Genomic DNA, 25801 nt, shown 5'->3' with positions numbered 1-25801 from the left:
TCACGCCCGGGCGGCGCGCCGACGCGCACCCCTGCGGCCGTCGTCTGCGGAGTCCACCCCGAGCACCCGGAAGGTGACCCACTCCTGATGCCCTCCAGCGCCGCCGCCCACCCCGACGGTCCCCGCCCGACACCAGCCTCCGACGACACCCGGCGCCCCACCGACGACCAGGCCCGCGCGGCCCGGGGCGCCTCGCTGTCCACCGTCGCGTCGATGCGGCGCCTCGTCCCGTACATCCGGCCCGTCCTGCCCCGCATCCTCGCGGGCGTGCTGTGCGCGCTCGGCGCCAGCCTGGCAGCGCTCGCCGTGCCGCGCGTCCTCCAGTGGCTCGTCAACGGACCCCTCACCGCCGGCCTCGCGACGCACGACGAGTCCGGCCTGTGGTGGGGCGTCGTGCTCGTCCTGGTCCTCGGCGTCGCCGAGGCCGGCCTCATCGCCGCCCGGCGTGCGCTCATCCTCATCCCGGGCACGAACATCGAGGCCCGGCTGCGCACCGAGCTCTTCACCCACCTGCAGGACCTCCCTGTCGCGTTCCACGACCGGTGGCCCGGCGGCCAGCTCCTGTCCCGGTCCATGTCCGACCTCGGCCTGCTGCGCCGCTGGATCGCGTTCGGCATGCTCACGCTCGTCGTGTCGAGCGTGACGATCGTCGTCGGGATCGGGATCCTCGTCGCCACGGGGGGCGTGCTCGGCCTCATCTACCTGGCCGGCGCGATCCCCATGACCGTCATGGCCTTCACGTTCTCCCGGCGGTTCCGGGCCGTGTCCCGCAAGTCGCAGGACCAGGCCGGCGACCTCGCGACGGCGGTCGAGGAGTCCGTCCACGGCATCCGCGTCCTCAAGGCGTTCGGCCGCGGCCGCGACGCCCTCAGCTCGTTCGCCCGGCAGGCCGACGAGCTGCGCGGCACCGAGCTCGACAAGGCCAAGATCCAGTCCGGCCTCCAGGCCTGGCTGACCGCCGTGCCCGAGCTCACGCTCGGCGTCTCGCTCGTCGTGGGCGTCTGGATGGTGTCCGAGGGTCGCATCACCGTCGGCGCGCTCGTCGCGTTCTTCGCCACCGCCGCCGTCGTGAACTCGCCCGTGATCGACCTCGGCATGGTGCTGTCGATGACCCTCAACGCGCGCACCGCCGTCGACCGCTACTTCGACGTCATGACCACGCCGAACACGCTGCCCGACCCGGCCGCGCCCCGCGAGGTCACGGACCCGCACGGCGAGCTCGCGTTCACCGGTGTGCACTTCCGCTACGGCGACGCGCCCGCCGAGGGACCGGGCAGCACCGACGTGCTCGACGGCGTCGACCTCGTCCTGCCGCCCGGCAAGACCGTCGCGCTCGTCGGGCTCACCGGCTCCGGCAAGTCGACGCTCGCCATGCTCGTCCCGCGCCTGTACGAGGTCACCGGAGGTTCGGTGAGCATCGACGGCGTGGACGTGCGCGACATGACGCGCGAGCACCTGCGCTCGCTCGTCGGCGTCGCGTTCGAGGACGCGACCCTGTTCTCCGCGTCCGTCCGCGACAACGTCCTGCTCGGCGCGCCCGACGACGCCCGCACCGACGCCGACCTCGCGCGCGCCCTCGACGTCGCCCAGGCCGGGTTCACGTACGAGCTCCCCCAGGGCACCTCGACCACGATCGGCGAGGAGGGCATGAGCCTGTCCGGCGGCCAGCGGCAACGCATCGCCCTGGCGCGCGCCATCGCCGCCCGGCCCCGCGTGCTGGTCCTCGACGACCCGCTCTCCGCGCTCGACGTCGACACCGAGGCCGCCATCCAGGCCCGCCTCGCCGACGAGCTCGAGGAGATCACGACGCTGATCGTCGCCCACCGGCCGTCGACCGTGGCGCTCGCGGACCTCGTCGCCGTCCTGCAGGACGGGCGGATCACCGCTGTCGGCCCGCACAGCGAGCTCCTCGCGACGAACGAGCACTACCGGTACGTGATCTCCAGCCTCGAGGACGAGTTCACCCCGCCCCCGCCCGACGACGTCGAGGTGGCGCGGCAGGTCGCCCGGGGCGAGGCGCGCGCCGTCGTCGACGAGGCCCTGGACTCCGGGGACGCGACGCCGTCCGGACGGAACGGGGCCACCGCCATCGGAGCGTGGCAGGCGAGCGAGGGGAGCGAGCGATGAGCGCCACCAGGGCAGCTCCCGGGCCCGCGGGAACGACCGGCACCGAGGACGAGGACGAGACCCGCCTCAGCCGCGTCCAGTCCAGGGCCGTGCGGCAGCGCTCGCTGCGCCTGCTGGTCGACCTCATGCGACCGCACCGGAAGGGCCTGTGGGTCGCGGGCATCCTCGTCGTCCTGTCGACGGTCGCGCAGGTCGCAGGGCCGGCGCTGATCGCGGCCGCGATCGACACCACGCTCGCGCGGCTGCGCGACCACGGGGAGTGGGGGCCGCTGCTCATGGTGGGCGGCCTCTACGTGGTCGCGGCCGCCGTCGCGGGGCTGTCGATCGCGGGGTACGTCCGGACGGCCGCACGCGTCTCGCAGGGCATCCTGCTCGACCTGCGCCAGCGGGTGTTTCGGCAGACCCAGCGCCTCAGCCTCGAGTTCCACGAGTCGTACACCTCGGGCCGCATCATCTCTCGCCAGACCTCCGACCTGGAGTCGCTGCGCGACCTGCTCGACTCGGGCCTGACGAGCATCGTCTCCGGGCTGCTCATGATGCTGTTCACCGGGATCTCGCTGTTCCTGCTCGACTGGCGGACGGGACTCGTGCTCGTGGCCGCCCTCGTCCCCGCGTTCCTGCTCACCCGCTGGTTCCAGGCGCGCTCGCAGATCTACTACCGCGAGTCGCGCACCGCGTCGGCCCGGGTGATCGTGAACTTCGTCGAGACCATGACCGGCATCCGCGCGGTCCAGGCCTTCCGCCGGGAGCGGGCCAACGACGTCACCTACGGCGGGTTCGCCGAGGAGTACCGGGCCGCGAACGCGCGGGCCATGGGCCTCAACGGCGTCTACTCGCCCGGCCTCGTGCTGATCGGGAACATCACGGTGGCGGTCGCGCTGCTCGTGGGCGGGCTGCGCGTGTTCCACGGCGACCTCGACGTCGGCGTGCTCGTCGCCGTGCTGCTGTACGTGAAGCGGTTCTTCGGGCCGATCCAGGAGATCGGCATGTTCTACAACTCGTTCCAGTCCGCGTCGGCCGCCCTCGAGAAGATCTCGGGGCTGCTCGCGGAGGAGCCGACGGTCGTCGAGCCGGCGCGCCCCGTGCCGCTCGAGCACGCGCGCGGGCACGTCCAGCTCCGCGGCGTCGAGTTCGCGTACGTCCAGGGCCGTCCGGTGCTGCCGCGGACGGACCTCGACGTCCCCGCCGGACAGACGGTCGCGCTCGTCGGCGCGACGGGCGCCGGGAAGTCGACGCTCGCGAAGCTGCTGTCCCGGTTCTACGACGTCACCGCCGGCTCCCTCGAGCTCGACGGCGTGGACGTGCGCGACCTGTCGGGCAGGGACCTGCGCCGCGCGGTCGTCATGGTCACGCAGGAGGCGTACCTGTTCAGCGGGTCGGTGCGCGACAACATCGCCATGGGCAAGCCGGGCGCGAGCCTCGAGGAGGTGCAGGCGGCGGCGCGGGCTGTCGGTGCGCACGAGTTCATCGAGCAGCTCCCGCTGGGCTACGACACGGACGTCAACAAGCGCGGCGGTCGCGTGTCCGCCGGGCAGCGGCAGCTGCTGTCGTTCGCGCGGGCGTTCCTGGCCGACCCTGCGGTGCTGATCCTCGACGAGGCGACGAGCTCGCTCGACATCCCGGGCGAGCGGCTCGTGCAGCGCGGGCTCCAGACGCTCCTCGCCGACCGGACCGCGCTGATCATCGCGCACCGGCTGTCGACCGTCGCGATCGCGGACCGCGTGCTCGTAATGGAGCAGGGCGTCGTCGTCGAGGACGGCACACCCGCCGAGCTCATCGGCGGCGAGGGACGGTTCGCGGCCCTGCACGCGGCGTGGCGGGACTCGCTCGTCTGATGCCCCGCCCGCCCAAGCACGACGGCGCCCCCGGTTGCGGGCCTGACGTGCGCCGATAGGTTCGGTGCGGAGGTGGCCCATGGACCTGGACGTCGCCGGCGTCGAACAGCTCGTCTCGACCGGTGCGCTGCCCGAGGCGGCCCGCGTCGACGAGCTCGTCGCGAGCGCGCACGAGCGCAACCGGTGGGTGGCCGACGGCGTGGTCGCCGACTACATCCCGGCCCTCGCCGCGGCCGACCCCGAGGCGTTCGGGGTCTGCGTGGCCGACGTCGGCGGCTCGGTCCACGCGGCCGGCGACGTCGACGTCGAGTTCTCGATCCAGTCCATCTCGAAGGCGTTCGTGTACGCGCTCGTCTGCGAGGTCGTCGGGCACCGCGAGGCGCTCGCGCGCGTCGGTGTGAACAACACCGGGCTGTCGTTCAACTCGGTCGTCGCGATCGAGCTGAACGACGGCCATCCCATGAACCCCATGGTCAACGCGGGCGCCATCGCGACGACGGGCCTCGTCCCCGGCGACGACGACGCCGACCGCTGGGCGTTCGTCGCCGACGGGCTCGCGGCGTTCGCCGGGCGCGAGCTCCGCGTCGACGAGGAGGTCTACGCCTCGGAGGCGGCGACCAACGAGCGCAACCAGGCGATCGCCCGGCTGCTCGCGAGCTACGGACGCCTCGACGCGGACCCCGGACGCACCGTCGACCTGTACACGCGCCAGTGCTCGGTCCTCGTGACGACCCGCGACCTCGCGGTCATGGCGGCGACCCTCGCCGACGGGGGCGTGAACCCGGTGACCGGGCGGCGCGTCGTGTCGGCGGGCGTGGCCCGCGACACGCTCGCGGTCCTCGCCTCGACCGGCCTGTACGAGCGGTCCGGCGAGTGGCTCTACGAGATCGGGCTGCCCGGGAAGTCGGGCGTCTCCGGCGGCCTCGTCACCGTCGCACCCGGCAAGGGCGGGATCGCGACCTGGTCGCCCCCGCTCGACGACGCGGGCAACAGCGTCCGCGGGCAGCGTGCCACCGCGTATCTCTCCCGGGCGCTCGGGCTCAACGTCTTCGCGTCCGCGAGCTACCGCATGTCCGACCCCCGACCGTTGGAGGCAAGCTCGTGAGCAGCACCGGGACGACGTCCGACCCGGGAACGACGGCGACGGCACGCGCCTCGTGGACTCCCATGATCGGCCTCTTCCTCGCGCAGGTCCTCATGTCGTTCAACGTGGCCGCGCTGCCCGTGTCGCTCGGCGGGATGGTCGACGACTTCGGGGTCCCGCCGACCGACGTCAGCACGGCGATCGTGATGTACGGGCTCGTGGTCGCCGCGCTCGTGATGGTGGGCGCCCGGCTGGGTCAGCGCGTGGGCTGGGTGCTGCTCTTCCGGATCATGGTGGCGTGCTTCGGCGTCGCCGAGATCATGATGGTGCTCGCGCCGTCCGTCGGGTGGGTCATCGCGGCGCAGGCCGTCGCCGGCGCGTGCGCCGCGATCATCGTCCCCTCGCTCGTCGCCCTCATTGCCGAGAACTACCACGGCGCCCAGCAGGCCACGGCCGTCGGCTCGCTCGGGTCCGCCCGCGCGATCTCCGGCGTGAGCGCGTTCCTCATCGGCGGCGCGCTGGGGACCCTCGTCGGGTGGCGCCCGGTGTTCGTGATCCTCGTCGTCATCGCGGCCGCCGTCTTCGCGCTGAGCTTCCTGCTGCGCTCGGAGGCGGGGAACCCCGAGGTGAGGATCGACGTCGTCGCCGCCGTCCTCATCGGCCTCGCGGTCCTGTCCCTGACGATGGGCTTCAACAACCTCAACGGCTGGGGCGTCGTCTCGGCCAGCAAGGACGCCCCGTTCGACCTGGCGGGCCTGTCGCCCGCTCCCGTGCTCGTGGTGGTCGGGATCGTCCTCGGTCAGGCGTTCTTCTGGTGGACCAGGCGCCGCACGCGTGCCGGCAAGGCGCCGTTGGTCGACCTGTCCGTGCTGCGGTCCTCGCGGGAGCGGGCCGCCGTGTACGCGATGTTCGTCGTCGTCGCGCTCGAGGCCGCGCTCAACTTCACCGTCCCGTTGTACATCCAGATCGTCCAGGGGCGGTCGCCCTTCGACACGTCCATCGCGATGATGCCGTTCAACCTCACCGTGTTCGTCGTCGCCACGCTCGTCGTGCGGTTCTATGGGCGGTTCAGCCCGCGCGTCATCGGGGTGTCCGGGTTCGTCCTCACGACCGTCGCGCTGATCTGGCTGGCGACCGTCGTCACGAACAACTGGGAGACGGTCCCGACGATCCTCGGGCTCGTCGTGTTCGGCGTCGGGCAGGGCGCCCTGGTGACGCTCGTGTTCAACGTCCTCGTCACGTCCGCGCCGAAGAGGCTCGCGGGTGACGTCGGCTCGATCCGCGGGACCACCCAGAACCTCGCGTCCGCCGTCGGGACCGCGCTCGCCGGGGCCCTGCTCGTGACGCTCCTGACGGTGGGTGTGGGGCGCGCCGTCGTCGACCACCCGCAGCTCCCGTCCGAGCTCGTGTCGCAGGTCGACCTCGACAACACGAACTTCGTGAGCAACGACGCGCTGCGCACGACGCTCGAGCGCACCACCGCCACGCCGGTCCAGGTCGAGGCGGCCGTCAAGGTCAACGAGGACGCGCGCCTGGGCGCCCTCCAGCTCGGGCTCGCGATCCTCGCGGGCGTGAGCGCGCTCGCGATCGTGCCTGCGAGCCGCCTGCCCGGCTACCGCCCCGGCGAGATCCCGGATCCGAGCGAGCCCGAGCCCACGTCAGACTGACCCCACGGCGGCCGGCCCGGCGGGGATCGCGACGTGCGCCGCCGCGTCGGTCAGCCGCGGGCGAAGGCGAGGCTCTCCGCGACCACGGAGAGCACGTCGGCGAGCTCCGCCTCGTCGCGGGGGCCGTAGACCATGAACTCGGTGTCGAACTCCGCGTACTGGTGCGGCTCGGCCCACCCGAGCTCGACGAGCGCAGCGCCTCGCTCGGCGGGCAGGGTCAGGTGCACGCTGGTGTCGTCGACGCCGTGCAGGTGGACGGGCTCGAGGCGCATCCCCGGAGCGAGCGAGGTCTCGGGAGCGCGCTCCTCGCGACGGTCCGCCAGGAACACCGCGCGCGACGACGACGGCGAGACCTGCGAGTGCCCTTCGACGACGTCGTCGAGCGCGAACACGCGTGCCACCAGCTCGCCCCACAGGGCAGGGGTCGCGCGCTGGTCGAGCTGGCGGTGAGGGCCGTCGTCGGACGTGCGCGGCCGGTCGCCGGGACGTGGGCGGGTCAGCATCTGCTCAGGCCTCGGCCGCGACGGGCTCCTCGCCGACCTTGGGCTCGGCCTCGACGGCGGCGTCGCCCAGCGGCTTCGCGAGCTGGGGGACGATCTCGCCGAGCCGGGGCTCCCAGGCCGCTGAGCGGTCGGCGAAGCACTGCCGGAGCAGCTTGACCATGATCGGCGCGGCCGTCGAGGCGCCCGGGGAAGCTCCCAGCAGGCCGGCGATCGACCCGTCGCCGGCGGCGACGAGCTCGGTGCCCATCTGCAGGATGCCGTGCCCGTTCTCGTCCTTCTTCATGACCTGGACGCGCTGGCCGGCGGTGATGAGCTCCCAGTCGCCGGGCCTCGCCGTCGGCATGAAGGTGAGGAGCTCCTCGAACTTCTTGTCGCGCGACGCGGCGAGCTGCCCGACGAGGTACTGGACGAGGTCGAAGTTGTCCTTCGCGACGCCGAGCATCGGCCCGACGTTCCCGGGGCGCACGGACCCGGGCAGGTCGAACCAGGAGCCCTTCTTGAGGAACTTCGGGCTGAACCCGGCGTACGGGCCGAACATGAGGTACGACTTCCCGTCGACGACGCGCGTGTCGAGGTGCGGGACGGACATCGGGGGAGCGCCGACGTCCGCCTTGCCGTAGACCTTCGCGCGGTGCGCGGCGACGATCTCCGGGTTGGAGGTGCGCAGGAACTCGCCGGAGATGGGGAACCCGCCGAAGCCCTTGATCTCCGGGATCCCGGACTTCTGGAGGAGGTGCAGCGCGCCGCCGCCGGCGCCGACGAAGACGAACTTCGCGTCGACGGTGTGCGTGCGGACCTTCGCGTTCCAGGACCGGTCCTTCATGGTGAGGCGCCAGCCGTCGCCGCGCCGGGCGAGGTTCGTGACCTCGTGCTGCAGCTCGACGTCCGCCCCGTTGTCCTGGAGGAAGGCGACGAGGTGGCGGGTGAGCGCGCCGAAGTCGACGTCGGTGCCCCAGTCGGCCCGGGTGGCGGCGATCGGCTCGGACGCGTCGCGCCCCTCGATGAGCTTCGGTGCCCACGACTCGATCACGGAGGGGTCGGTCGTGAACTCCATGCCCGCGAACCGGTGGTTGGTGCGCAGCGCCTCGACGCGTCGGCGCAGGTAGTCGACGTTCTTCTCGCCGCGCACGAACGTCATGTGCGGGGTGTTGGACAGGAACGTCGACAGCGGCGGGATGAGGCCGGCGTCGGCGAGGTGGCTCCAGAACTGGTGCGAGAGCTCGTACTGCTCGTTGATCGAGATCGCCTTGGCGATGTCGATCGTGCCGTCCGCCTTCTCGGGCGTGTAGTTCAGCTCGCAGAGCGCCGCGTGCCCGGTCCCCGCGTTGTTCCACGGGTTGGAGGACTCCTGGGCGACGTCGTCCAGACGCTCGTACAGAGCGATGGTCCACGACGGTTCGAGGAGCTTGAGGAACGCCCCGAGGGTGGCGGACATGATCCCGCCACCGACGAGCGCGACGTCGACGCTGGTTACTCGAGGCACCTGGCGATTGTAGGCCCGGCCTTTCGGGGGTCCCGCTCGCTAGGGTGGCGATGTGAGCGAGTCGACAACGGACCTGACGTCCGTGGCCCAGGACTACCTCAAGGTGATCTGGACGGCGCAGGAGTGGAGCGCGGACCCGGTCACCACCAAGCTCGTGGCCGACCGGATGGGCGTCGGCGCGTCGACGGTCTCGGAGACCGTGCGTCGGCTCGGGTCGCAGGGCCTCGTGGAGCACGCGCGCTACGGGTCGATCGAGCTGACGTCCGAGGGGCGGCGGCACGCGCTCGCGATGGTCCGGCGGCACCGCCTCATCGAGACGTTCCTCGTGGAGACCCTCGGGTACGGCTGGGACGAGGTGCACGACGAGGCGGAGGTCCTCGAGCACGCGGTCTCGGACGGGCTGGTCGAGCGGATCGACTCGTTGCTGGGCCATCCGGAGCGGGACCCGCACGGCGACCCGATCCCGCGTGTCGACGGGACGGTGCCGCGCCCCGGCGCGGTGAACCTGCCCGAGCTCGCGGCCGGCGACCACGGGCGCGTCGCCCGCATCTCGGACGCCGACCCGGACGTCCTGCGCTACCTCGACGAGCTGGGGATCCGGCTCGACACGGAGCTGCGCGTGGTCGGGCGCCGGACGTACGCGGGGGTCCTCGAGGTGACCCTCCCGGGCGCACCGCCGAGCACTGCCCCGCCGATCCTGCAGCTCGGGCTCCCGGCAGCGGAGGCGATCTGGGTGCTGCCCGTCGAGCGGGACGACGCCGCGCGGTAGATCCCGGTAGGCTTCCACCACCGCACCACACTCGTCCCTGGTCACCGCCGACCATTCCTCGAATCGTTTCGACCTCGGTCGACCGGGCTCCGGAGACAGCGATGACCGCCACCACCTCGACCACCGAGGCACCCACGACGACGCCGCGCGCCGCCATGCTCGCGCTCCTCGCGCTCGCCGTCGGGGGCTTCACCATCGGGACCACCGAGTTCGCGTCGATGGGCCTCGTGCCCGACATCGCGTCCGACCTCGACGTCTCCATCCCCGCGACCGGGCACGTCATCACCGCCTACGCGCTCGGCGTCGTCGTCGGGGCGCCGCTGCTCACCGCGCTCGCCGCCCGCCTGCCGCGCAAGGCCCTCCTGATCTGGCTCATGACCGGCTACACCGTCGCGAACCTCGCCTCGGCATTCGCCCCGGGGCTCGACGGACTCCTCGCGGCGCGGTTCGTCGCGGGCCTGCCGCACGGTGCGTTCTTCGGGGTGGGGGCGGTCGTCGGGACCGCCGTCGTCGGGCCCGAGCGGCGCGGACGCGCCGTCGCCACGATGATGGCCGGCCTCACGATCGCCAACGTCGTCGGGGTGCCGCTGTCGACGTTCGTCGGGCAGCAGCTCGGGTGGCGGCTCGCGTTCGTCGTGGTCGGGGGGCTCGGCGCGCTCACCCTGCTGGGGCTCGCGCGGTTCGTCCCGCACGTCGACGCGGTTCCGGGTGCGAGCGTGCGCGGCGAGCTCGGCGCCCTGCGCAACGGCAAGCTGTGGATCACCGTGCTCGCCGCCGCCGTCGGGTTCGGCGGTCTCTTCGCCGTGTACACCTACGTCGCGCCGACCGTCACGACGGTGACCGGCCTGTCGGAGGACCTGGTGCCCGTCGTGCTCGCGGTCTTCGGCACCGGGATGACCGTGGGCACGCTGTTCGGCGGCCGGCTCGTGGACCGCAACGTCTTTCGCACCGTCGTGTGGGGCTTCGCCGCGACCGCCGTCGCCCTCGCGGTCCTCGCGCTCGTGCTGCACTGGCCGGTCGGAGCGTTCGTCGGGCTGTTCCTGCTCGCGGCGACCTCCCAGGTGCTCGGCGTCGCCATGCAGACGCGCCTCATGGACCTGTCGCCCACGGCGCCGTCGTTGGGGGCCGCGCTCGCACACTCCGCGCTCAACGTCGGCAACGCCGACGGCGCGTTCGTGGGCGGCCTCGTGATCTCCGCCGGGTGGGGCTATCGGGCCCCGGCGTGGGCCGGCGTCCTGCTCACGGTCGCGGGGCTCGCGATCGTCCTGGTCGCCGGTCGGACGCCCGCGGGTCGGCCGCCGGCGGGAAAGCCGGCCGAGCCCGTGGTCGCCGCCGCGGGCTGACGTGTGGCGTCGGCCACGAACCGCGACACCTCCCAGGCTGAGCCGGTAGCGTGTGCCGCGTCTCCGTCCGGGAGGCGTGACCAGCGTGGACGTCCGGCCGAGCCGGTCGCCGGAGCATCGAGGGAGCAGCGGTGAGCCAGGCCCCGAACGTCAGTGCCGAACCCGACGACGTGGACGTCGACGACGACCTCGTGTACGAGCGTCCGCTGATCCCGCACCCGCTCAAGGACCGCACGCTCGGCTGGATCCTCACCGTCTTCGGTGGCATCGCGTTCCTCGCCGCGGGGATGCTGACCATCGACGACTGGAAGCTGGCGCAGAACCCCGACTACCGCCCGTCGTGCTCGATCAACGTCTTCGTGACGTGCAGCGCGGCGATGCAGTCGTGGCAGGGCAAGCTCTACGGCTTCCCGAACCCGTTCCTCGGCATCGTGGCGTTCGCGATCGTCATCACGGTCGGCGTCATCATGCTCACCGGCTTCCGGCCGCCGCGCTGGTTCCGGCTCACGCTGCTCGCCGCCACCACGATCGGCCTCGGGCACGTGTTCTTCTTCGTCTGGACGACGATCTACCGGCTCGGGAAGATCTGCCCCTACTGCAGCGTCGTGTGGCTCTGCATGATCCCGATCTTCTGGTACCAGCTCGTGCACGCGGTCCAGGAGCGCGCGATCCCGCTGCCCGAGCGGTGGCGCGGCGCGATCGTGCGGAACCGGACCATCGGGACCGTCGTCCTCTACGTGGCCCTCCTGCTGTGGGTCTTCATCGGCCTGCGCGAGCCGATCATCCAGACGTACTTCTGACCGGCAGCGATGCCGGTGGACGGCCCGCCGGGGCTGCTCGTGACCGCCGGTAAACTCGGGGTGTGACGTCTCCTGCCTCTCAGCCTGGTTCCTCGGTGCCCGCCCAGCCTGCGCCCGGATCCGACGAGCTTCCGTTCCGCTACACCCCGCAGCTCGCGGAGCGCATCGAGCTCGCCTGGCAGGACGAGTGGGCGCAGCGCGGCACGTTCTGGGCCGCGAACCCGCAGGGCGCGCTGACCGACGGCGAGGACCGCCACGCGGCGCCCGGCGCCCAGCCGTTCTTCCTCATGGACATGTTCCCGTACCCCTCGGGCGCGGGCCTGCACGTCGGCCACCCGCTCGGGTACATCGCGACGGACGTCGTCGGGCGGTACCGGCGGATGCGCGGCGACAACGTGCTGCACGCGCTCGGCTACGACGCGTTCGGCCTGCCCGCCGAGCAGTACGCCGTGCAGACGGGGCAGCACCCGCGCACCACGACCGAGGCCAACATGGCCACGATGAAGCGCCAGCTCCGCCGGCTGGGGCTCGCGCACGACGAGCGCCGGTCGTTCGCGACCATCGACCCGGGCTACGTGCGCTGGACGCAGTGGATCTTCCTGCAGATCTTCAGCTCGTGGTACGACCCGGACGCCGAGCGCCCGGGCGGCGGTCGCGGTGCGGCCCGGCCCATCACGGAGCTCGTCGAGTCGTTCGAGTCGGGTGCCCGCCCGACGCCGGACGGCCGGCCCTGGGCCGACCTCACCCCCGCGGAACGCGAGGACGTGCTCGGGGAGTACCGCCTCGCCTACGTGTCCGAGGCGCCCGTGAACTGGTGCCCGGGTCTCGGCACGGTCCTCGCGAACGAGGAGGTCACGAGCGACGGACGTTCCGAGCGCGGCAACTTCCCGGTGTTCCAGCGCAGCCTGCGCCAGTGGAACATGCGGATCACGGCCTACGCGGATCGCCTGGCCGACGACCTCGACCTGATCGACTGGCCCGAGAAGGTCAAGTCGATGCAGCGGAACTGGATCGGCCGGTCCGAGGGTGCCCGCGTGACGTTCGCGGTCGGCGGGGTCGGGGACGCGAACGCGCGCGAGGTCGAGGTCTTCACCACGCGCCCGGACACGCTGTTCGGCGCCACGTTCATGGTCGTCGCGCCGGAGCACCCGCTGCTCGACGAGGTCCCCGCGGCCTGGCCGGACGGCACCAAGGACCTGTGGACCGGTGGCCACGACACCCCGGGGGCCGCCGTGTCCGCGTACCGGAGCCTGGCGGCGAGCAAGACGGCCGTCGAGCGTCAGGCCGACGCGCGCAGCAAGTCCGGCGTGTTCACGGGCCACCTCGCGACCAACCCGGTGAACGGCGAGCTCGTCCCGGTCTTCACCGCCGACTACGTCCTGATGGGTTACGGGACGGGCGCGATCATGGCCGTCCCGGGCGGCGACCAGCGCGACTTCGACTTCGCCCGGGCGTACGACCTGCCTGTCGTGTTCACGGTCGCGCCCGACGGCGGCTTCGCCGACGGCTTCGAGGAGGCCCCCGACGCCGCGTACACGGGCGACGGCCTCGTGCAGCGATCGTCCGCGACGACCACCGCCGGCGACGAGCTCTCGCTCGACGGACTGACCGTGCCCGAGGCCAAGGCGCGCATCACCGCCTGGCTCGAGGCGAACGGCGTCGGGCAGGGGACCGTCACCTACCGCCTGCGCGACTGGCTGTTCAGCCGTCAGCGCTACTGGGGCGAGCCGTTCCCCATCGTCTACGGCGAGGACGGCGCGCCCGTCGCGCTGCCCGACTCGCTGCTGCCCGTCGAGCTCCCGGACGTGCCGGACTACGCCCCGCGGACGTTCGCGCCCGACGACGTCACGTCGGCGCCCGAGCCGCCGCTCGGCCGCAACGAGGAGTGGGTCAACGTCACGCTCGACCTGGGCGACGGGCCGAAGACCTACCGCCGCGAGACCAACACCATGCCCAACTGGGCGGGCTCGTGCTGGTACTACCTGCGTTACCTCGACCCGGCCGACCAGGCCGAGGCCGTGTCGCCCGAGCTCGAGAAGTACTGGCTCGGCCCGGGACACCGACAGAGCGCCGGCGGCTCGACCGACAGAGCGGGCGGCGTCGACCTCTACGTGGGCGGCGTCGAGCACGCGGTGCTGCACCTGCTGTACGCGCGGTTCTGGCACAAGGTCCTGTTCGACCTGGGGCACGTGAGCGCCCTCGAGCCGTTCCACACGCTGTTCAACCAGGGCTACATCCAGGCGTACGCGTACACCGACGCGCGCGGCCAGTACGTGCCGGCCGCCGAGGTCGAGGAGCACACCGAGGGCACCGGCGAGACCGCTCGAACCGTGTTCACGTGGCACGGCGAGCCCGTGAACCGCGAGTACGGGAAGATGGGCAAGTCGCTCAAGAACGTCGTCACGCCGGACGAGATGTACGAGCAGTACGGGGCCGACACGTTCCGCGTGTACGAGATGTCCATGGGCCCGCTCGACATGTCGCGGCCGTGGGAGACGCGTGCCGTGGTCGGGTCGCAGCGCTTCCTGCAGCGGCTGTGGCGCAACGTGGTCGACGAGGCCACGGGCGACGTCGTCGTGGTGGAGGCCGAGCCGGACGCGATCGGCGCGGAGACGCTGCGCCTCGTACACCGCACCATCGCCGACGTCACGGTCGAGATGGAGCACATGCGCCCCAACACGGCGATCGCGAAGCTCATCACGCTGAACAACCACCTCACCGGCCTGGACCGCGTGCCGCGTGCCGCCGTCGAGCCGCTCGTCCTCATGACGGCGCCGGTCGCGCCGCACATCGCCGAGGAGCTCTGGAAGCGGCTGGGTCACGACACGTCGCTGGCGCACGAGCCGTTCCCCGAGGCGGACCCGGCGTACCTGGTCGAGGAGACCGTGACGTGCGTCGTCCAGGTCCAGGGCAAGGTCCGGGCCCGGCTCGAGGTGCCGCCGTCGATCGCCGAGGACGCGCTGCGCGAGCTCGCGCTCGCCGACGAGAACGTGCAGAAGCACCTCGACGGCCGCGGGGTCCGCACGGTGATCGTGCGCGCGCCGAAGCTCGTCAACGTCGTCCCGGCCTGACGCCGGGTCGTCGGAGCCGTTGCCACCCGTGCCCGGGGGGACCGTGCGCCTCGACGCCGCCCTGGCGCGCAGCCGGGGCGCGTTCGGCACGCCCGCGCTCGCGCTGCTGCACCGCAAGGAGGGGCCGCTCGTCGTCGCGCTGCTGTCGCTGATCTTCAGCCCGGGTCGCGCCACCGTGCCCACCGAGCAGATGCACGTGGAGGTCGAGGACCTGCTCGCCGAGGCACGCTCGGCGGGTCACGAGGACGTCCCGGCCGACGCGGCACGCGCGCTGTGCTCGCGGTGGGTGCGCGACCGGTGGCTGGTGCGTGCGCTCGACGACGGCGGCGTCGAGCAGTACCGGGTCAGCTCGCACGCCGCGGAGGCGCTGGCGTTCGTCGACCGGACCCAGGGCGCCCGGGCGCTCGTCAGCGAGTCACGCATCCGCACGCTCCTCGTCGCGCTCGAGGGGCTCGCTCGCGACGCGCGCCCCGACCGCGAGTCGCAGCAGCGTGCGCTGCGCGAGCAGATCGCGCGGACGCGCGACGAGCTCGCGACGGCGGAGGCCGAGCTGCGGCGTCTCGAGGGCGGCGGGCCCGTGGTCGAGACGCCGGAGGACCGGCTGCTCGAGCAGTTCGACAACGTGGCCGCTCTGGTGCGCGAGCTCCCCGCGGACTTCGCGCGGGTCGCCGAGTCGATCGCCGAGCTGCAGCGCAGCATCGTGACCGGCCTGCGCCAGGACGACCGCCCTACCGGCGAGGTGCTCGGGAGCTACCTCGACGCGTCGGACACGCTCATGCAGCGCACACCCGAGGGGCGCGCGTTCGCGGGCGCGATGGAGCTGCTGCGCGACCCCCGGCTCCTCGGCCAGCTCGACGAGCGGGTGCGCGCCGTCCTGGCGCACCCGTTCGCCGACACGGTGCCCGTGGAACGGCGCGAGGCCGTACGCACCCTGCACGCCCGCCTGCTCGCGGCCGTCGACGCGGTCCTCGACGCGCAGACGCGCGCGTCGAGGACCATCACGCAGCAGCTCACCGTGCACAACCCGCTCCGCGACCGCGAGCTCGACGGCGCCCTGCGCGAGGCGACCGCGGCGATGGCGGACTGGTTCGGCTCGACGGGGCGAGCCGCCCGGGTGGAGCCGCTGCGCTGGCTGGAGCGGGCCCGGCTCGGGCGCTTCCGTGCGCAGCTCCACGACCTGCGGCCCGACACGCCGCCGGACGCGCTCGCCGGCCTCGACGACGAGCCGGACGAGCTCGACGGCGCCGCCGAGCTGCTCGGCGGGCTGCTCGGCATGGGCGGCCCGCGCTACGCGGAGACGGTCGCGCATCTGGCCCGCGTCGTGCGGGAGCGCGGGGACGTGACGGTCGACGAGGTGTTCGCCGCCGGGCCGCCCGAGCTGCGCCGGCCCGTCGAGCTGCTCGGCTACCTCGAGCTCGCGGCGCCCGGTGCGCTCGACGCCCTCCTCGAGGACGGCGACGTCCCGGCCGTCCGGCTCCGGCGCGTCGTGACGGAGCGGGCCGACGGCAGCACCCGCACGATCGTCGTCCCGGCCGTGCCGGTCGCGCTGCCGGAGGATGGCGCCGCCCAGGACCCTGACGAGATGGAGACGCCCGCATGACCGAGGTCGCACCGCCGTCCGGCCCGTTCGTCGACCCCACCGACATCGAGGACGACGTCCCCGCGCTGTTCGCGGGGGACACGGGCGTGCTGCCCTACGACGCGCGCCGCGCTCTCGCGCTCGTGCTGCAACGGCGCTACCTGTCGGCGGCCGGGCATCCGGCGGAGTGGAAGGCGCTGCTGGCTCACCAGAACGTCCTCGCGTCCCGCTGCCACGACATGTTCGTCGAGCTCGTCGTCGACCGCGACTACGAGATCGCGTACAAGCGGCAGGTCCGCGAGCCCGGCCTGAACGTGCCCGTGCTGCTCAAGGACGAGCCGTACAAGCGGGTGGAGACCCTGCTGATGCTGTTCGTGCGCAACCGGTTCCGGCAGGAGCAGGGCGCGGGCGAGCGGGCCGCGCACGTCGACGCGGAGGAGCTCGTGGACTACGCGCTCGGCTTCCTGCCCGCGGGCGAGACCAACCTGGCCGCGCGCCGCCGGGAGATCGACAACGCGATCGGTGCGCTCGTGCGCGAGCACGTGCTCGACGAGGTCGCCGACGGACGCTACCGGGTGCAGCCCGTCGTCGAGGTCCTGCTGCCCGTCGAGCGGCTGCGGGCGCTGACGACGTGGTTGCGCGGGGGCGGCGACGCGGCCACCGACGGGTCTCGCGGTGCGGACGACGCCGCGGACGACGTCGACGACGCCGTCGACGAGGACGAGGAGGTCTCGGCATGACCCTCACGAGCACCGAGACGGCGCAGGACGCGCCGCGCATGCAGCAGTCGCTGTTCGGGCTGATCCCGACGGCGTCGGACGGACGGCAGTGGACGGCCACGTCCATGCAGCTCGTCAACTGGGGCGGCTACCACGGTCACCACGAGGTGCGGTTCGCAGGCACGACGACGCTGCTCACCGGGGCGTCCGGCTCGGGCAAGTCGACCCTCCTGGACGCGTACATCGCGCTCATGATGAGCCACACGACGCCGTTCAACGGTGCCTCGAACACCGCGACGAGCGGACGTGCGCGCGGCCAGGAGCAGCGCAACGTCGTCTCGTACGCGCGCGGGAAGCTCGACGAGCAGCGCGCCGCCGGCGCTGCGGCCGCGAAGGACCGCGTGCTGCGCGGCGAGACCTCCGACACGTGGTCGGCCATCGCGATGACCTGGACCTCCCAGTCGAAGGAGCGCTTCACGGCGCTGCGCGCCTGGTACGTGCCGCGCACCGCGCAGCGCACGGACGAGACCGTGGCGGTGCGCGCCGTCGTCGAGCGCGAGCTGGACCTGCGCGACCTCGAGCCGCTCGTCGCGCAGCGGTTCGCGAGATCCGGGCTCACCGCGGCCGGGCTCACGGCCTTCGACACGGACAAGGCGTTCGCGGCCCGCCTGCACGCCGCGCTCGGCATCGGGGCCGCGGGCGAGGGCGAGAAGGCGATGCAGCTCCTGGGCCGCATCCAGGCCGGCCAGCAGATCACGACCGTCGACTCGCTGTACAAGGCGATGGTGCTCGAGGAGCCCGAGACCATCCGCGTGGCGGAGCGCGCCGTCGACCACTTCGACGAGCTGAGCGAGGTCCGCGCCGAGATGGACACCGCGCAGCGTCAGGTGGACGTGCTGCGACCCATGCTCGAGCACCGGGCTGCGATCGACGCCGCCGCAGCCTCGCGTCGCGTCGTCGACGCGCTCGGCCTCGAGCCGTCCGACGACGCGCCGACGCCCTTCACGGCCTGGCGCGACCGCACCCAGCTCGACCTGCTGCGTGCCGCCGAGGCGGAGAACCGCGTCCAGCACAAGGCCGCGGCCGAGCGGGTCGCCGTCGCCGCGCAGCGGATCGACGCGGCCGACGTCGAGCTCGAACGCGTGCGCGCCGACCAGCGCCGCAACGGCGGCGACGCGATCGAGGCCGCGGAGCGCGAGGTGCGGGCCGCCGAGCAGCGGGTCGCCGAGGCGCGCCGTGCGCGCGCGGAGCTCGAGACCCACCTGGCACCCCTCGAACGGCAGGTCGGGTCGCGGCGGGACCTCGATGCGCTGCACGCGGACGCGCGGGCCTACCGGGAGGAACGGGACCGCCACACGGACGCCTTGTCCGAGGCCGTCGTCGAGGCCAGCGCCCGGGAGAAGGACGCGGGCCGCACCATCGCCGAGCTGGAGCGGGAGCAGGCGTCGCTCCGCGCGCGTCGGGGCAACGTGCCCCGTGAGCTGCACGAGGCACGGGAAGCGTGGGCACGGGCCGCGGGCCTGCGCACCGAGGACCTCCCCTTCGTGGGCGAGCTCCTCGAGGTGCGCGGCGAGTACGAGCCGTGGCGTGAGGCGGCGGGGCTCGCGCTCGGCGGGTTCGCCGTCACCGTCCTGGTCGACGAGGACCGGCTGACCGCGTTCCGCGCTGCGATCGACGCCGTCCCGACGTCCGTGCGCGTCCACTACGAAGGGGTTCGCACAGGCCTGCCGCTCCACGAGGAGCAGGACCGCTCGCTGCTGCCCGGTCGGCTCGAGATCAAGGCGGGGCCGTTCGGGGGGTGGCTCGCGGGCCGGCTCGCCGAGCGGTTCGCCTACGTGTGCGTGGACGACCCCTCCGAGCTGGCGCGACACCCCCGTGCTCTCACCCGTACCGGCCAGACGGCGGAGGGACGCCGGGGCGCGCACGGTGGTCAGGGCCGCCCGTCGGTGCTCGGCTTCAGCAACCACCGCCGCCTCGAACGTCTCGGCGAGCAGCTCGAAGCGGCGCAGGACGAGCTCCGGCTGGCTGCGGAGGCGCTCGCCGGCGCCAAGCTCCGGCTGAAGGCGGAAGCCGACCACTTCGTCGCGTACAGCCAGGCGCTACGAGTCGGCTGGGAGGACGTCGACGTCGCCGGCGCGGAGAAGCGTCTCGCCGAGCGGCGCGAGCTCCTCGAGGCCCTCGTCGCCGGCTCGGACGTGCTCCGCGCGCTCAAGGCCGAGGAGACCGAGCTGCGGTCTCGGCTCGACGAGCTGCACCGGGAGCGCGCGGCCGCTCAGAACCGCGTCACCGAGCTCGGTGAGGCATGGGCGCAGCTCAGCGACCAGGTGGACCAGGTCGCGGACGCGGTCGAGCGCGCGGACGCCGAAGGGGTCGAGCTCACGGGCGAGCAGGCGCGGCGCCTGTCCGCGCTGATGGTCCAGGTCGGCTGGTCGGGCGGGGCGGGCGCCGAGGGTCGCGGGCTCGGTGACCTGCTCGTGGCCGTCGCCGCCGTCGCGCGCGAGCTCCACCACGAGCAGGAGAGCGCCGCCGAGGCCGAGCGCGCGGGCCGCGCAGCCCTCGCGGCGATCTTCGAGCGGTTCGAGGACGCGTGGCCCGACCCGAACCGGAGCGCCGACCCCGACGGCGCGTACGCGGACTTCCTCCGCGTCTACGAGGAGCTCGAGTACCAGCAGCTCTACCGGCTGCGCGAGAAGTGGTCGGCCCACCTGCGGCAGATGTCCGGGGACCAGCTGACGCGGCTCAACAACGGCATCGCGCAGGCGGCCGCGGAGATCCGCGACCGGATGGAGCCCGTGAACGCGATCCTCGCCACCCTGCCGTTCCGCGACGACGAGCACCGGCTGCGGATCACGGCGACCCCGGTCGAGGGACAGGACGTCACGTCGTTCCGGCGTCTCCTGCGCGAGCTCGCGACCGCCCCCGCCGGCGACGTCCCGATCGCCGAGCACGAGCGCCGCTACGCGCGGATGGCCCGGCTGATCGACCGGATCCGGCCCGACAGCCCGGAACGGCGCCGGCTCGTGGACGTGCGCGACCACGTCCGGATCAGCGCCGAGTGCGTGGACCTGGCGGGCAACCACGTGAGCGTCTACGACCACATCGCCGGCAAGTCCGGCGGCGAGTCCCAGGAGCTCGTCGCGTTCATCGTCGGCGCGGCGCTGCGGTACCAGCTCGGCGACGCGGGCGCCGCCAGGCCCCGCTACGCGCCGGTCTTCCTCGACGAGGCGTTCATCAAGGCCGACGCCCGGTTCGCCGGGCGCGCGGTCGGGGCGTGGCGGGGCCTCGGCTTCCAGCTCGTCGTGGGCGCGCCGCTGGACAAGGTGAGCGCCCTCGAGCCCCACGCCGACGTCGTCCTGCAGGCGATCAAGGACGCGGGCGGGAGGTCCCGCCTCGTGACGCTCGTGGGGGAGTGAAGCGCTCGAGCACGCTGGGTCCCCGACCGAGGCCTCCGCAGGTGAGCGCCCCTCGAGCACGCTAACGTGGCCGAAGGCGCGCGGAAGGAGCAGGGGTGGCCGACGACCGGTACCGCGTGCTCGTCGTCGAGGACGACCCGGACGCCGCCGCGTTCACGCGCATCGCGCTCGAGCGTTACGGCGACATGGACGTGGTCGTCGTCGATCGCGCGGGCGCCGTGCTCGAAGAGCTCGCGGCGGGGCCGTTCGACCTCCTCGTCAGCGACATCGAGCTCCCGGGGCGTTCCGGGCTGGAGATCCTGCCCGAGGCGCACGTCCTCGCGCCCGGCCTGCCCGTCATGGTCGTGACCGCGCACGGCAGCGTCGCCTACGCCGTGGACGCGCTGCGCCGCGACGTCGACGAGTTCCTCGTCAAGCCCGTGACGGCGAGCCGCCTCGTCGAGCGGGCGAACGAGCTGGCCCGAGCGGGGCGAGAACGCAGGAAGGGGCGCTCGCCGACGCGGGTGCTCGCGGTCGGTGCGCACCCGGACGACGTCGAGATCGGTGCCGGCGGGATCCTCGCCGCTCACGCGGCCGCGGGGGACGAGCTCGTGATCCTCACGCTGTCGGGCGGTGGCGTCGGCGGCGAGGCCGAGGTGCGCCACGCGGAGGCGCTCGCCGCAGCCGCGGTCGTGGGCGCGCGACTGGTCCATCTCGACTTCCCGGACACCCGTCTGGACCCTGCAGCCGGCGTGATCACCGCCATCGAGGGCGTGGTGACGGAGGTCGCCCCGGACCGCATCTACACGCACGGGCCCCACGACAGGCACCAGGACCATCGCGCCGTGCACGAGGCCGTGCAGGTGGCGGCGCGACGAGTGCCGAGCCTGTGGTGCTTCCAGAGTCCCTCGTCGACGGTGGACTTCGCCCCCAACCGGTTCGTCGACGTGACCGGTTTCGTCGAGACCAAGCTCCGCATGCTCGACGCGTACGGGTCGCAGTCGCACCGGGACTACATGGAACCGGAGCTCGTGCGCGCGACAGCCCGGTACTGGTCTCGCTTCACGACCGCGCATGCCGTCGAGCCCCTCGAGACGGTACGGGCGAGCGAGACGCTGGGCGCGGTGCCCCCGGCAGAGCCGTCGACCGAGGCGATGATGGACACGCCGCGGGCGAAGCCGTGAGCACACCGAGCTGGTTGGACGTGCTCGAGGCGCGCGCGGCGCGCTGGTTCGAACCCGACGCCGTCGGCTTCCGGCAGGCGCCCTTCACGATCGGCTTCGCCGTGGTGCTCGTCACCGTCGTCGTGGACCCGGCGCCGTCCCGTCCTGTGCTGCTGGCCGTCTCCGCGGTCCTGGTCGCCGGTGTTCAGCTCGTCGGCAGCCTCGGCCCGTGGCAGCGGTGGCCTCGGAGCCGTCAGGACGCGCTCGCGCTCACCCAGATGGCGGCGCTCGTGGTCCTGGAGCTCGGCTCGGGGGAGGTCACGAGCTTCTTCAACGTGCTGCTCTTCCTCCCGGTCGTCGGCCTTGCGCTGCAGCCCGGCGCACGCGGGCTCGTCCTCGCCGTCGTCGGGGTCCTCGTCGTGTCGTTCGTGCCGGTCCTCGTCCACGTCGCGCGGCCGGAGGCCGCCCCGCCGACGACGCGTGCGATCGTCGTGGTGCTGATCGGCACCTTCGTCGCGATCGGGTCGTACGGCATCACCGAACGGTTGCGCGAACGCACCGAGGCGCTCGCCGCGGCGAGGGATGAGCTGGCCGTCATGGCGGAGCGCCTCCGAGGCTCGCGTGACCTCATGCAGAGCATGGTTGCGGCTGCCACGGAGCAGGCGGTGATCGGCACCGACCGTGACGGGAAGGTCGTCGCGTGCAGCCCCGGCGCCGGCACCGTCCTCGGACGGGAGGTCGCCGAGATCATGGAGGCGGACGTCGTCGACCTGTTCGACGCGGACCAGCTGCGGGAACGACGCCGCGAGCTGGGGCTGCCCGACGACGCGACGTCGCGCGAGCGCGCCATCATGGGGGTCGCCGTCGACGGGAAGAGCGAGCGCCGGGAATGGACCTTCACGCTCCCCGACGGGACGGCGCGACAGGTCGAGCTCGTCATCACTCCGCGACCCGCGCTCGACGTGGCCAACGGCGAGGGCGGGTACCTGATCGTCGGTACCGACGTGACCGAGGAGCGCCGGGCCCAGCGGCTCCAGGACGAGTTCGTCGGCCTGGTCAGCCACGAGCTGCGTACACCGCTGTCGTCGATCCTCGGCTACGTCGACCTGCTCCGCCTGGACGCGGACGGTCTGTCGGACGAGCAGCTCGGGTACGTCGACGTCGTCGACCGCAACGCGCACCGCCTGCTGCGGCTCGTCAACGATCTCCTGCTGGGAGTCCAGGTCGCGGCGGGGACCTTCGAGCTCGCGGCGGAACGGACCGACGCGTCCGAGGTCGTGCGTCGCTCGGTCGCGAACCTCGCGCCGACGGCGGACGCGGCCGGCGTGGACGTCACCGTCGACGTCCCGGAGCGGATGCCGTTCGTGTCCGATCCCGAGCGGCTGGGCCAGGTCGTGGAGAACATCCTCGCGAACGCCGTCAAGTTCACGCCTCGAGGCGGGCAGGTGCGGGTCTCGCTGCGACGCGGTGCGGACGTCACGGTCCTTCCGCCCGAGGGCTCGGACCCGCCCGGGCCCGACGACGCGTGGCTGAGCGTCGCCGACGACGGCCCCGGCATGACCCGCGACGAGGTGCGCCACGTCTCCGAGCGGTTCTTCCGTGCCCGGAGCGCGCAGCGCAAGCGCGTCAGCGGGCTGGGGCTCGGGCTGCCCATCGTGGCGACGATCGTGGAGGCGCACGGCGGCTACGTCGACATCGACAGCACCCCCGGAGCGGGAACGACCGTCGTGGTGGACCTGCGTCCCCTCGCTCCAGCTCGCGGGACGCCGCCCGGGAGGGCGAGCTAGGGGGCCGGGCTCGCCGACGCCGTCTCGCCCCACACGGACGACAGCACGTCCCAGTGCGCGTCGGTCATGAGCGCGTAGGGAGTGACGTTCACGTCGGTGACCCCGCTGGTGGCCGCGCCGCGCACCGCGACGTCCAGCACGCCCGGGGCTATCGGGGCTTGCGTGCTGTCGCTCGAGGAACCGGACCACAGTCCCACCGAGACGATGAACCGGGACATGTCGTAACCGGCGTCCGCCAGCGAACGGGTGAGGCCGGCCACCGACGCCGCTGGGCGGACGGGCCGGCCGACGTAGGCCCACAGCTGGAGCCTGAGGTCGCGGACCCCCGCGAGCAGTGCTCGATAGTCCTGGCCGTTGTACGGCTTCCCGGCGGCCGGGTCGTCCCAGTCGACGCGGACGTCGAGCGTGAGACCGATCTGCCGGCCCGCACCGTCGCGCACGGCGTCGAGCGCGGCACGCGTCCGCTGCAGGAGGTGCGTCATGACGGTGTTGCGCCAGCGGCTGATCGACGGGTCCGTGGTGTCGATGCTGCCGTCGGCGGCGCGTGGCCAGTCGGTCGCACCGGTCAGTCGGCGGTAGAGGGCGAGGTCGTCGGGCCCGTACGTGTAGCTGGAGAAGAAGAGCTCGGTGAGCTCGATCGTGCTCGGGTCGTAGCGCTGGCCGAGCGCGGTCACGTAGGCGACGAGCCGGTCGCCGACGGGACCGTCGTAGAGCGCGGACGCCGAGGCGATGTGCGTCGACCGGCGGCCCTGCGGGTCGACTCCTGCGATCGACGGGTCGGCCTTGATCCACGCAGGCACGAACGCGTCGACGATGAGGCTGATCGCACGGTGCGTGCCGTCCGGAGCGTGGACGAGGTGCGAGGACGCGACGGCCAGGTGGTCGGTTCCCGGTTCGGCCGCGGCGTCGGGGTGCGCCGACCAGTCGAACGCGGTGAACTCGACCCGGCCCGCGTTGAGGTTGACGGCGTTGGCCCCCGCCTGGTCCAGGTGGCGGTCGACGGCGTCCCAGTCGGTGCGTGGGTCGGTCACGACGTCGAAGTCGACGCTGACGGAGCGAACCTCGTCGTGGGGCGTCGGAGGGCGCAGCGACGGCGCCGACGGCGACGCGTCCGTCGTCGGACCACCCGACCAGGGCCGAGCGAGCAGCACCGCGAGCCCGACGAGGACCACGAGCACTCCTGTCACGGCGACGAGCGTGGTGGTTCCGCGCCGTCGTGCGGGTCCACCAGACCCTCCACCGACACCGTGCCCGTCCGCTCCAGCTTGTTCCACCGGTTCTCCGCCCCCCGGAGCTCGAGTCGTACCGCGTCCAGCACCACCAACGACATCATCGCCGAGTACACGGGCCACAGCGGCAAGGTCCACAGGAGCCGCAGGTCACGTGGCGCACGGTCGAGCGCGACGGCCAGCACCAGCAGCGCGACGGAGAGCGGCAGACCGAGGAAGACGACCCACGCCCACCACGAGGCCGGGAGCCACCCGTCGCCGTCGACAGCGACCAGCGCTACGAGCAGGACGAGGAACAGGACCTGGACGAACGGGACCACGAGCTGGGTCAGGGTCGACCAGAGGAGGTACGCCCCGAACGCGCCGTAGCGCGGGTTCCCGATCATCCCGCGGTGCAGGTCGGTGGCCTGGACGAGGCCGCGCGCCCACCGTACGCGCTGCCGCCACAGGCCGCGGAGGGTGGAGGGCGACTCGGCGTGGACGAGAGCGCGTGGCGCGAACGTGACCCGGTACCCGGCCTCGTACACGCGCCAGGTCAGCTCGAGGTCCTCGCCGAGGGTGTCGGTGCGCAGCGGTCCGGTCGCTTCCAGCACCTCGCGGCGAAAGGCCCCGATGTTCCCCGAGACGACGGGCAGGCACCGCAGGACGTCCATGGCCCGGCGCATGAGCCCGGTCCCCACGTGGCTGATCAGGGCGAGGAGCTTGGTCTGGAGGTGGTCGAGGTTGACGGGCCGGTCGTTGCCGCACACGGCGCCGACCCGCTCGTCCCGGAACCCTCGCAGGAGCTCGGCGACCGTGTCGGGGCTGAACAGACCGTCGGCGTCGACGAGCAGCAGCACCTCGCCCCGGGCGGCCGCGATCCCCGTGTTGAGCGCGGCCCCTTTGCCGGCGTTGTCCTGGCGCAGCGCCGTCACCTGCGGGTGTCGAGCGGCGAGCCGCTGCATGCGTGCGTACGTGTCGTCGCTCGAGCCGTCGTCCACGCACACCACGTCGAGGTGCGGGTACGTGGTGCGCAGGATCGCGCGCACGCAGTTCTCGATCACCACGGCCTCGTCGTACGCGGGGACCACGACGGTCACCGCGGGTGGACGGTCGAAGCAGCCCAGGCGGCCGGGACGCCGTCTGAGGTCCCGGCGCTCCCGCGCGTCGAACACGAGGGCGAACGGCGTCATGACGAGGCGCACCAGCCCGACGACCAGCAGCATGGCGCCGAAGACGACGGCGAGCGAGGTCAGGATCGCCATAGGGGA

Annotated in this window: 17 protein-coding genes; 13 read left to right on the top strand and 4 right to left on the bottom strand. The window is 73.0% G+C overall.

The window, feature by feature from the left end; all coding sequences use genetic code 11:
• Positions 1-213: 213 nt before the first annotated feature.
• From KDY119_RS11165 to KDY119_RS11150, 4 genes are all read left to right on the top strand, one after another.
• Positions 214-2127 carry an ABC transporter ATP-binding protein gene (locus tag KDY119_RS11165; protein WP_227994651.1) on the top strand — a complete coding sequence of 638 codons (1914 nt, stop codon included), beginning with the start codon at positions 214-216 and terminating at the stop codon, positions 2125-2127.
• Positions 2124-3962 carry an ABC transporter ATP-binding protein gene (locus tag KDY119_RS11160; RefSeq protein ID WP_036950612.1) on the top strand — a complete coding sequence of 613 codons (1839 nt, stop codon included), beginning with the start codon at positions 2124-2126 and terminating at the stop codon, positions 3960-3962. The genes KDY119_RS11165 and KDY119_RS11160 overlap by 4 nt, the downstream gene beginning before the upstream one ends.
• A gap of 79 nt (positions 3963-4041) precedes the next feature.
• Positions 4042-5067, top strand: coding sequence for a glutaminase A (glsA, locus tag KDY119_RS11155; protein WP_036949593.1), 1026 nt, complete (start codon positions 4042-4044; stop codon positions 5065-5067).
• The gene (locus KDY119_RS11150; RefSeq protein ID WP_227994310.1) at positions 5064-6713 is read left to right on the top strand and encodes an MFS transporter; all 1650 of its coding nucleotides are present in this window, start codon (positions 5064-5066) and stop codon (positions 6711-6713) included. The genes glsA and KDY119_RS11150 overlap by 4 nt, the downstream gene beginning before the upstream one ends.
• A gap of 50 nt (positions 6714-6763) precedes the next feature.
• On the opposite strand, the gene KDY119_RS11145 is transcribed toward KDY119_RS11150, so the two are convergent.
• Complete coding sequence (locus tag KDY119_RS11145) at positions 6764-7216, bottom strand: luciferase domain-containing protein (RefSeq protein WP_227994309.1); 453 nt, start codon at positions 7214-7216, stop codon at positions 6764-6766.
• A 4-nt stretch (positions 7217-7220) separates the two neighbouring features.
• Positions 7221-8699 (bottom strand): malate dehydrogenase (quinone), encoded by a 1479-nt coding sequence (gene mqo, locus KDY119_RS11140; RefSeq protein ID WP_036949601.1) that lies wholly within the window; start codon positions 8697-8699, stop codon positions 7221-7223.
• Positions 8700-8751: 52 nt separating this feature from the next.
• On the opposite strand from mqo, the gene KDY119_RS11135 reads away from it, so the two are divergent.
• The 9 genes from KDY119_RS11135 to KDY119_RS11095 all read left to right on the top strand — a co-directional run bounded on the left by KDY119_RS11135 (position 8752) and on the right by KDY119_RS11095 (position 23322).
• On the top strand, positions 8752-9468 hold the full coding sequence (locus tag KDY119_RS11135) for a metal-dependent transcriptional regulator (RefSeq protein ID WP_153022312.1): 717 nt from the start codon (positions 8752-8754) through the stop codon (positions 9466-9468).
• Positions 9469-9569: 101 nt separating this feature from the next.
• On the top strand, positions 9570-10811 hold the full coding sequence (locus KDY119_RS11130) for an MFS transporter (RefSeq protein ID WP_051136478.1): 1242 nt from the start codon (positions 9570-9572) through the stop codon (positions 10809-10811).
• Positions 10812-10942: 131 nt separating this feature from the next.
• Positions 10943-11611 carry a vitamin K epoxide reductase family protein gene (locus KDY119_RS11125; RefSeq protein WP_051136479.1) on the top strand — a complete coding sequence of 223 codons (669 nt, stop codon included), beginning with the start codon at positions 10943-10945 and terminating at the stop codon, positions 11609-11611.
• 62 nt (positions 11612-11673) lie between these two features.
• Positions 11674-14682, top strand: a complete 3009-nt coding sequence (gene leuS / locus KDY119_RS11120) for a leucine--tRNA ligase (protein ID WP_083890788.1) — start codon at positions 11674-11676, stop codon at positions 14680-14682.
• A gap of 28 nt (positions 14683-14710) precedes the next feature.
• Entirely contained in the window at positions 14711-16282 is a 1572-nt protein-coding gene (locus KDY119_RS11115) for a DUF3375 domain-containing protein (RefSeq protein WP_194174185.1), read from the top strand.
• On the top strand, positions 16279-17001 hold the full coding sequence (locus KDY119_RS11110) for a DUF4194 domain-containing protein (RefSeq protein ID WP_153022310.1): 723 nt from the start codon (positions 16279-16281) through the stop codon (positions 16999-17001). The genes KDY119_RS11115 and KDY119_RS11110 overlap by 4 nt, the downstream gene beginning before the upstream one ends.
• Complete coding sequence (locus KDY119_RS11105) at positions 16998-20393, top strand: ATP-binding protein (RefSeq protein WP_153022309.1); 3396 nt, start codon at positions 16998-17000, stop codon at positions 20391-20393. Before KDY119_RS11110 ends, KDY119_RS11105 begins: the two co-directional genes overlap by 4 nt.
• 95 nt (positions 20394-20488) lie before the next feature.
• On the top strand, positions 20489-21556 hold the full coding sequence (locus KDY119_RS11100) for a PIG-L family deacetylase (protein WP_036949605.1): 1068 nt from the start codon (positions 20489-20491) through the stop codon (positions 21554-21556).
• On the top strand, positions 21553-23322 hold the full coding sequence (locus tag KDY119_RS11095; RefSeq protein ID WP_051136480.1) for a sensor histidine kinase: 1770 nt from the start codon (positions 21553-21555) through the stop codon (positions 23320-23322). The genes KDY119_RS11100 and KDY119_RS11095 overlap by 4 nt, the downstream gene beginning before the upstream one ends.
• On the opposite strand, the gene KDY119_RS11090 is transcribed toward KDY119_RS11095, so the two are convergent.
• Together KDY119_RS11090 and KDY119_RS11085 are read right to left on the bottom strand one after the other, a co-directional pair.
• Positions 23319-24509: a hypothetical protein gene (locus tag KDY119_RS11090; RefSeq protein WP_227994308.1), complete on the bottom strand. Its 1191-nt coding sequence runs from the start codon at positions 24507-24509 to the stop codon at positions 23319-23321. The genes KDY119_RS11095 and KDY119_RS11090 overlap by 4 nt on opposite strands.
• Positions 24506-25795, bottom strand: a complete 1290-nt coding sequence (locus KDY119_RS11085) for a glycosyltransferase (protein WP_083890789.1) — start codon at positions 25793-25795, stop codon at positions 24506-24508. The genes KDY119_RS11090 and KDY119_RS11085 overlap by 4 nt, the downstream gene beginning before the upstream one ends.
• Positions 25796-25801: the final 6 nt, after the last annotated feature.

It is taken from the genome of Luteimicrobium xylanilyticum (genome assembly GCF_009429125.1).
In the GTDB taxonomy this organism is placed as follows: domain Bacteria; phylum Actinomycetota; class Actinomycetes; order Actinomycetales; family Cellulomonadaceae; genus Luteimicrobium; species Luteimicrobium xylanilyticum.
This window is presented reverse-complemented; position numbering and strand designations above follow the sequence as displayed.

What these genes read in the sequence shown, in the direction of transcription:
- KDY119_RS11145 (WP_227994309.1), bottom strand. Translation starts at nt 7,216, where the DNA reads ATGCTGACCCGCCCACGTCCCGGCGACCGGCCGCGCACGTCCGACGAC.
- KDY119_RS11110 (WP_153022310.1), top strand. Translation starts at nt 16,279, where the DNA reads ATGACCGAGGTCGCACCGCCGTCCGGCCCGTTCGTCGACCCCACCGAC.
- glsA (WP_036949593.1), top strand. Translation starts at nt 4,042, where the DNA reads ATGGACCTGGACGTCGCCGGCGTCGAACAGCTCGTCTCGACCGGTGCG.
- KDY119_RS11130 (WP_051136478.1), top strand. Translation starts at nt 9,570, where the DNA reads ATGACCGCCACCACCTCGACCACCGAGGCACCCACGACGACGCCGCGC.
- KDY119_RS11085 (WP_083890789.1), bottom strand. Translation starts at nt 25,795, where the DNA reads ATGGCGATCCTGACCTCGCTCGCCGTCGTCTTCGGCGCCATGCTGCTG.
- KDY119_RS11165 (WP_227994651.1), top strand. Translation starts at nt 214, where the DNA reads ATGCGGCGCCTCGTCCCGTACATCCGGCCCGTCCTGCCCCGCATCCTC.
- KDY119_RS11105 (WP_153022309.1), top strand. Translation starts at nt 16,998, where the DNA reads ATGACCCTCACGAGCACCGAGACGGCGCAGGACGCGCCGCGCATGCAG.
- KDY119_RS11160 (WP_036950612.1), top strand. Translation starts at nt 2,124, where the DNA reads ATGAGCGCCACCAGGGCAGCTCCCGGGCCCGCGGGAACGACCGGCACC.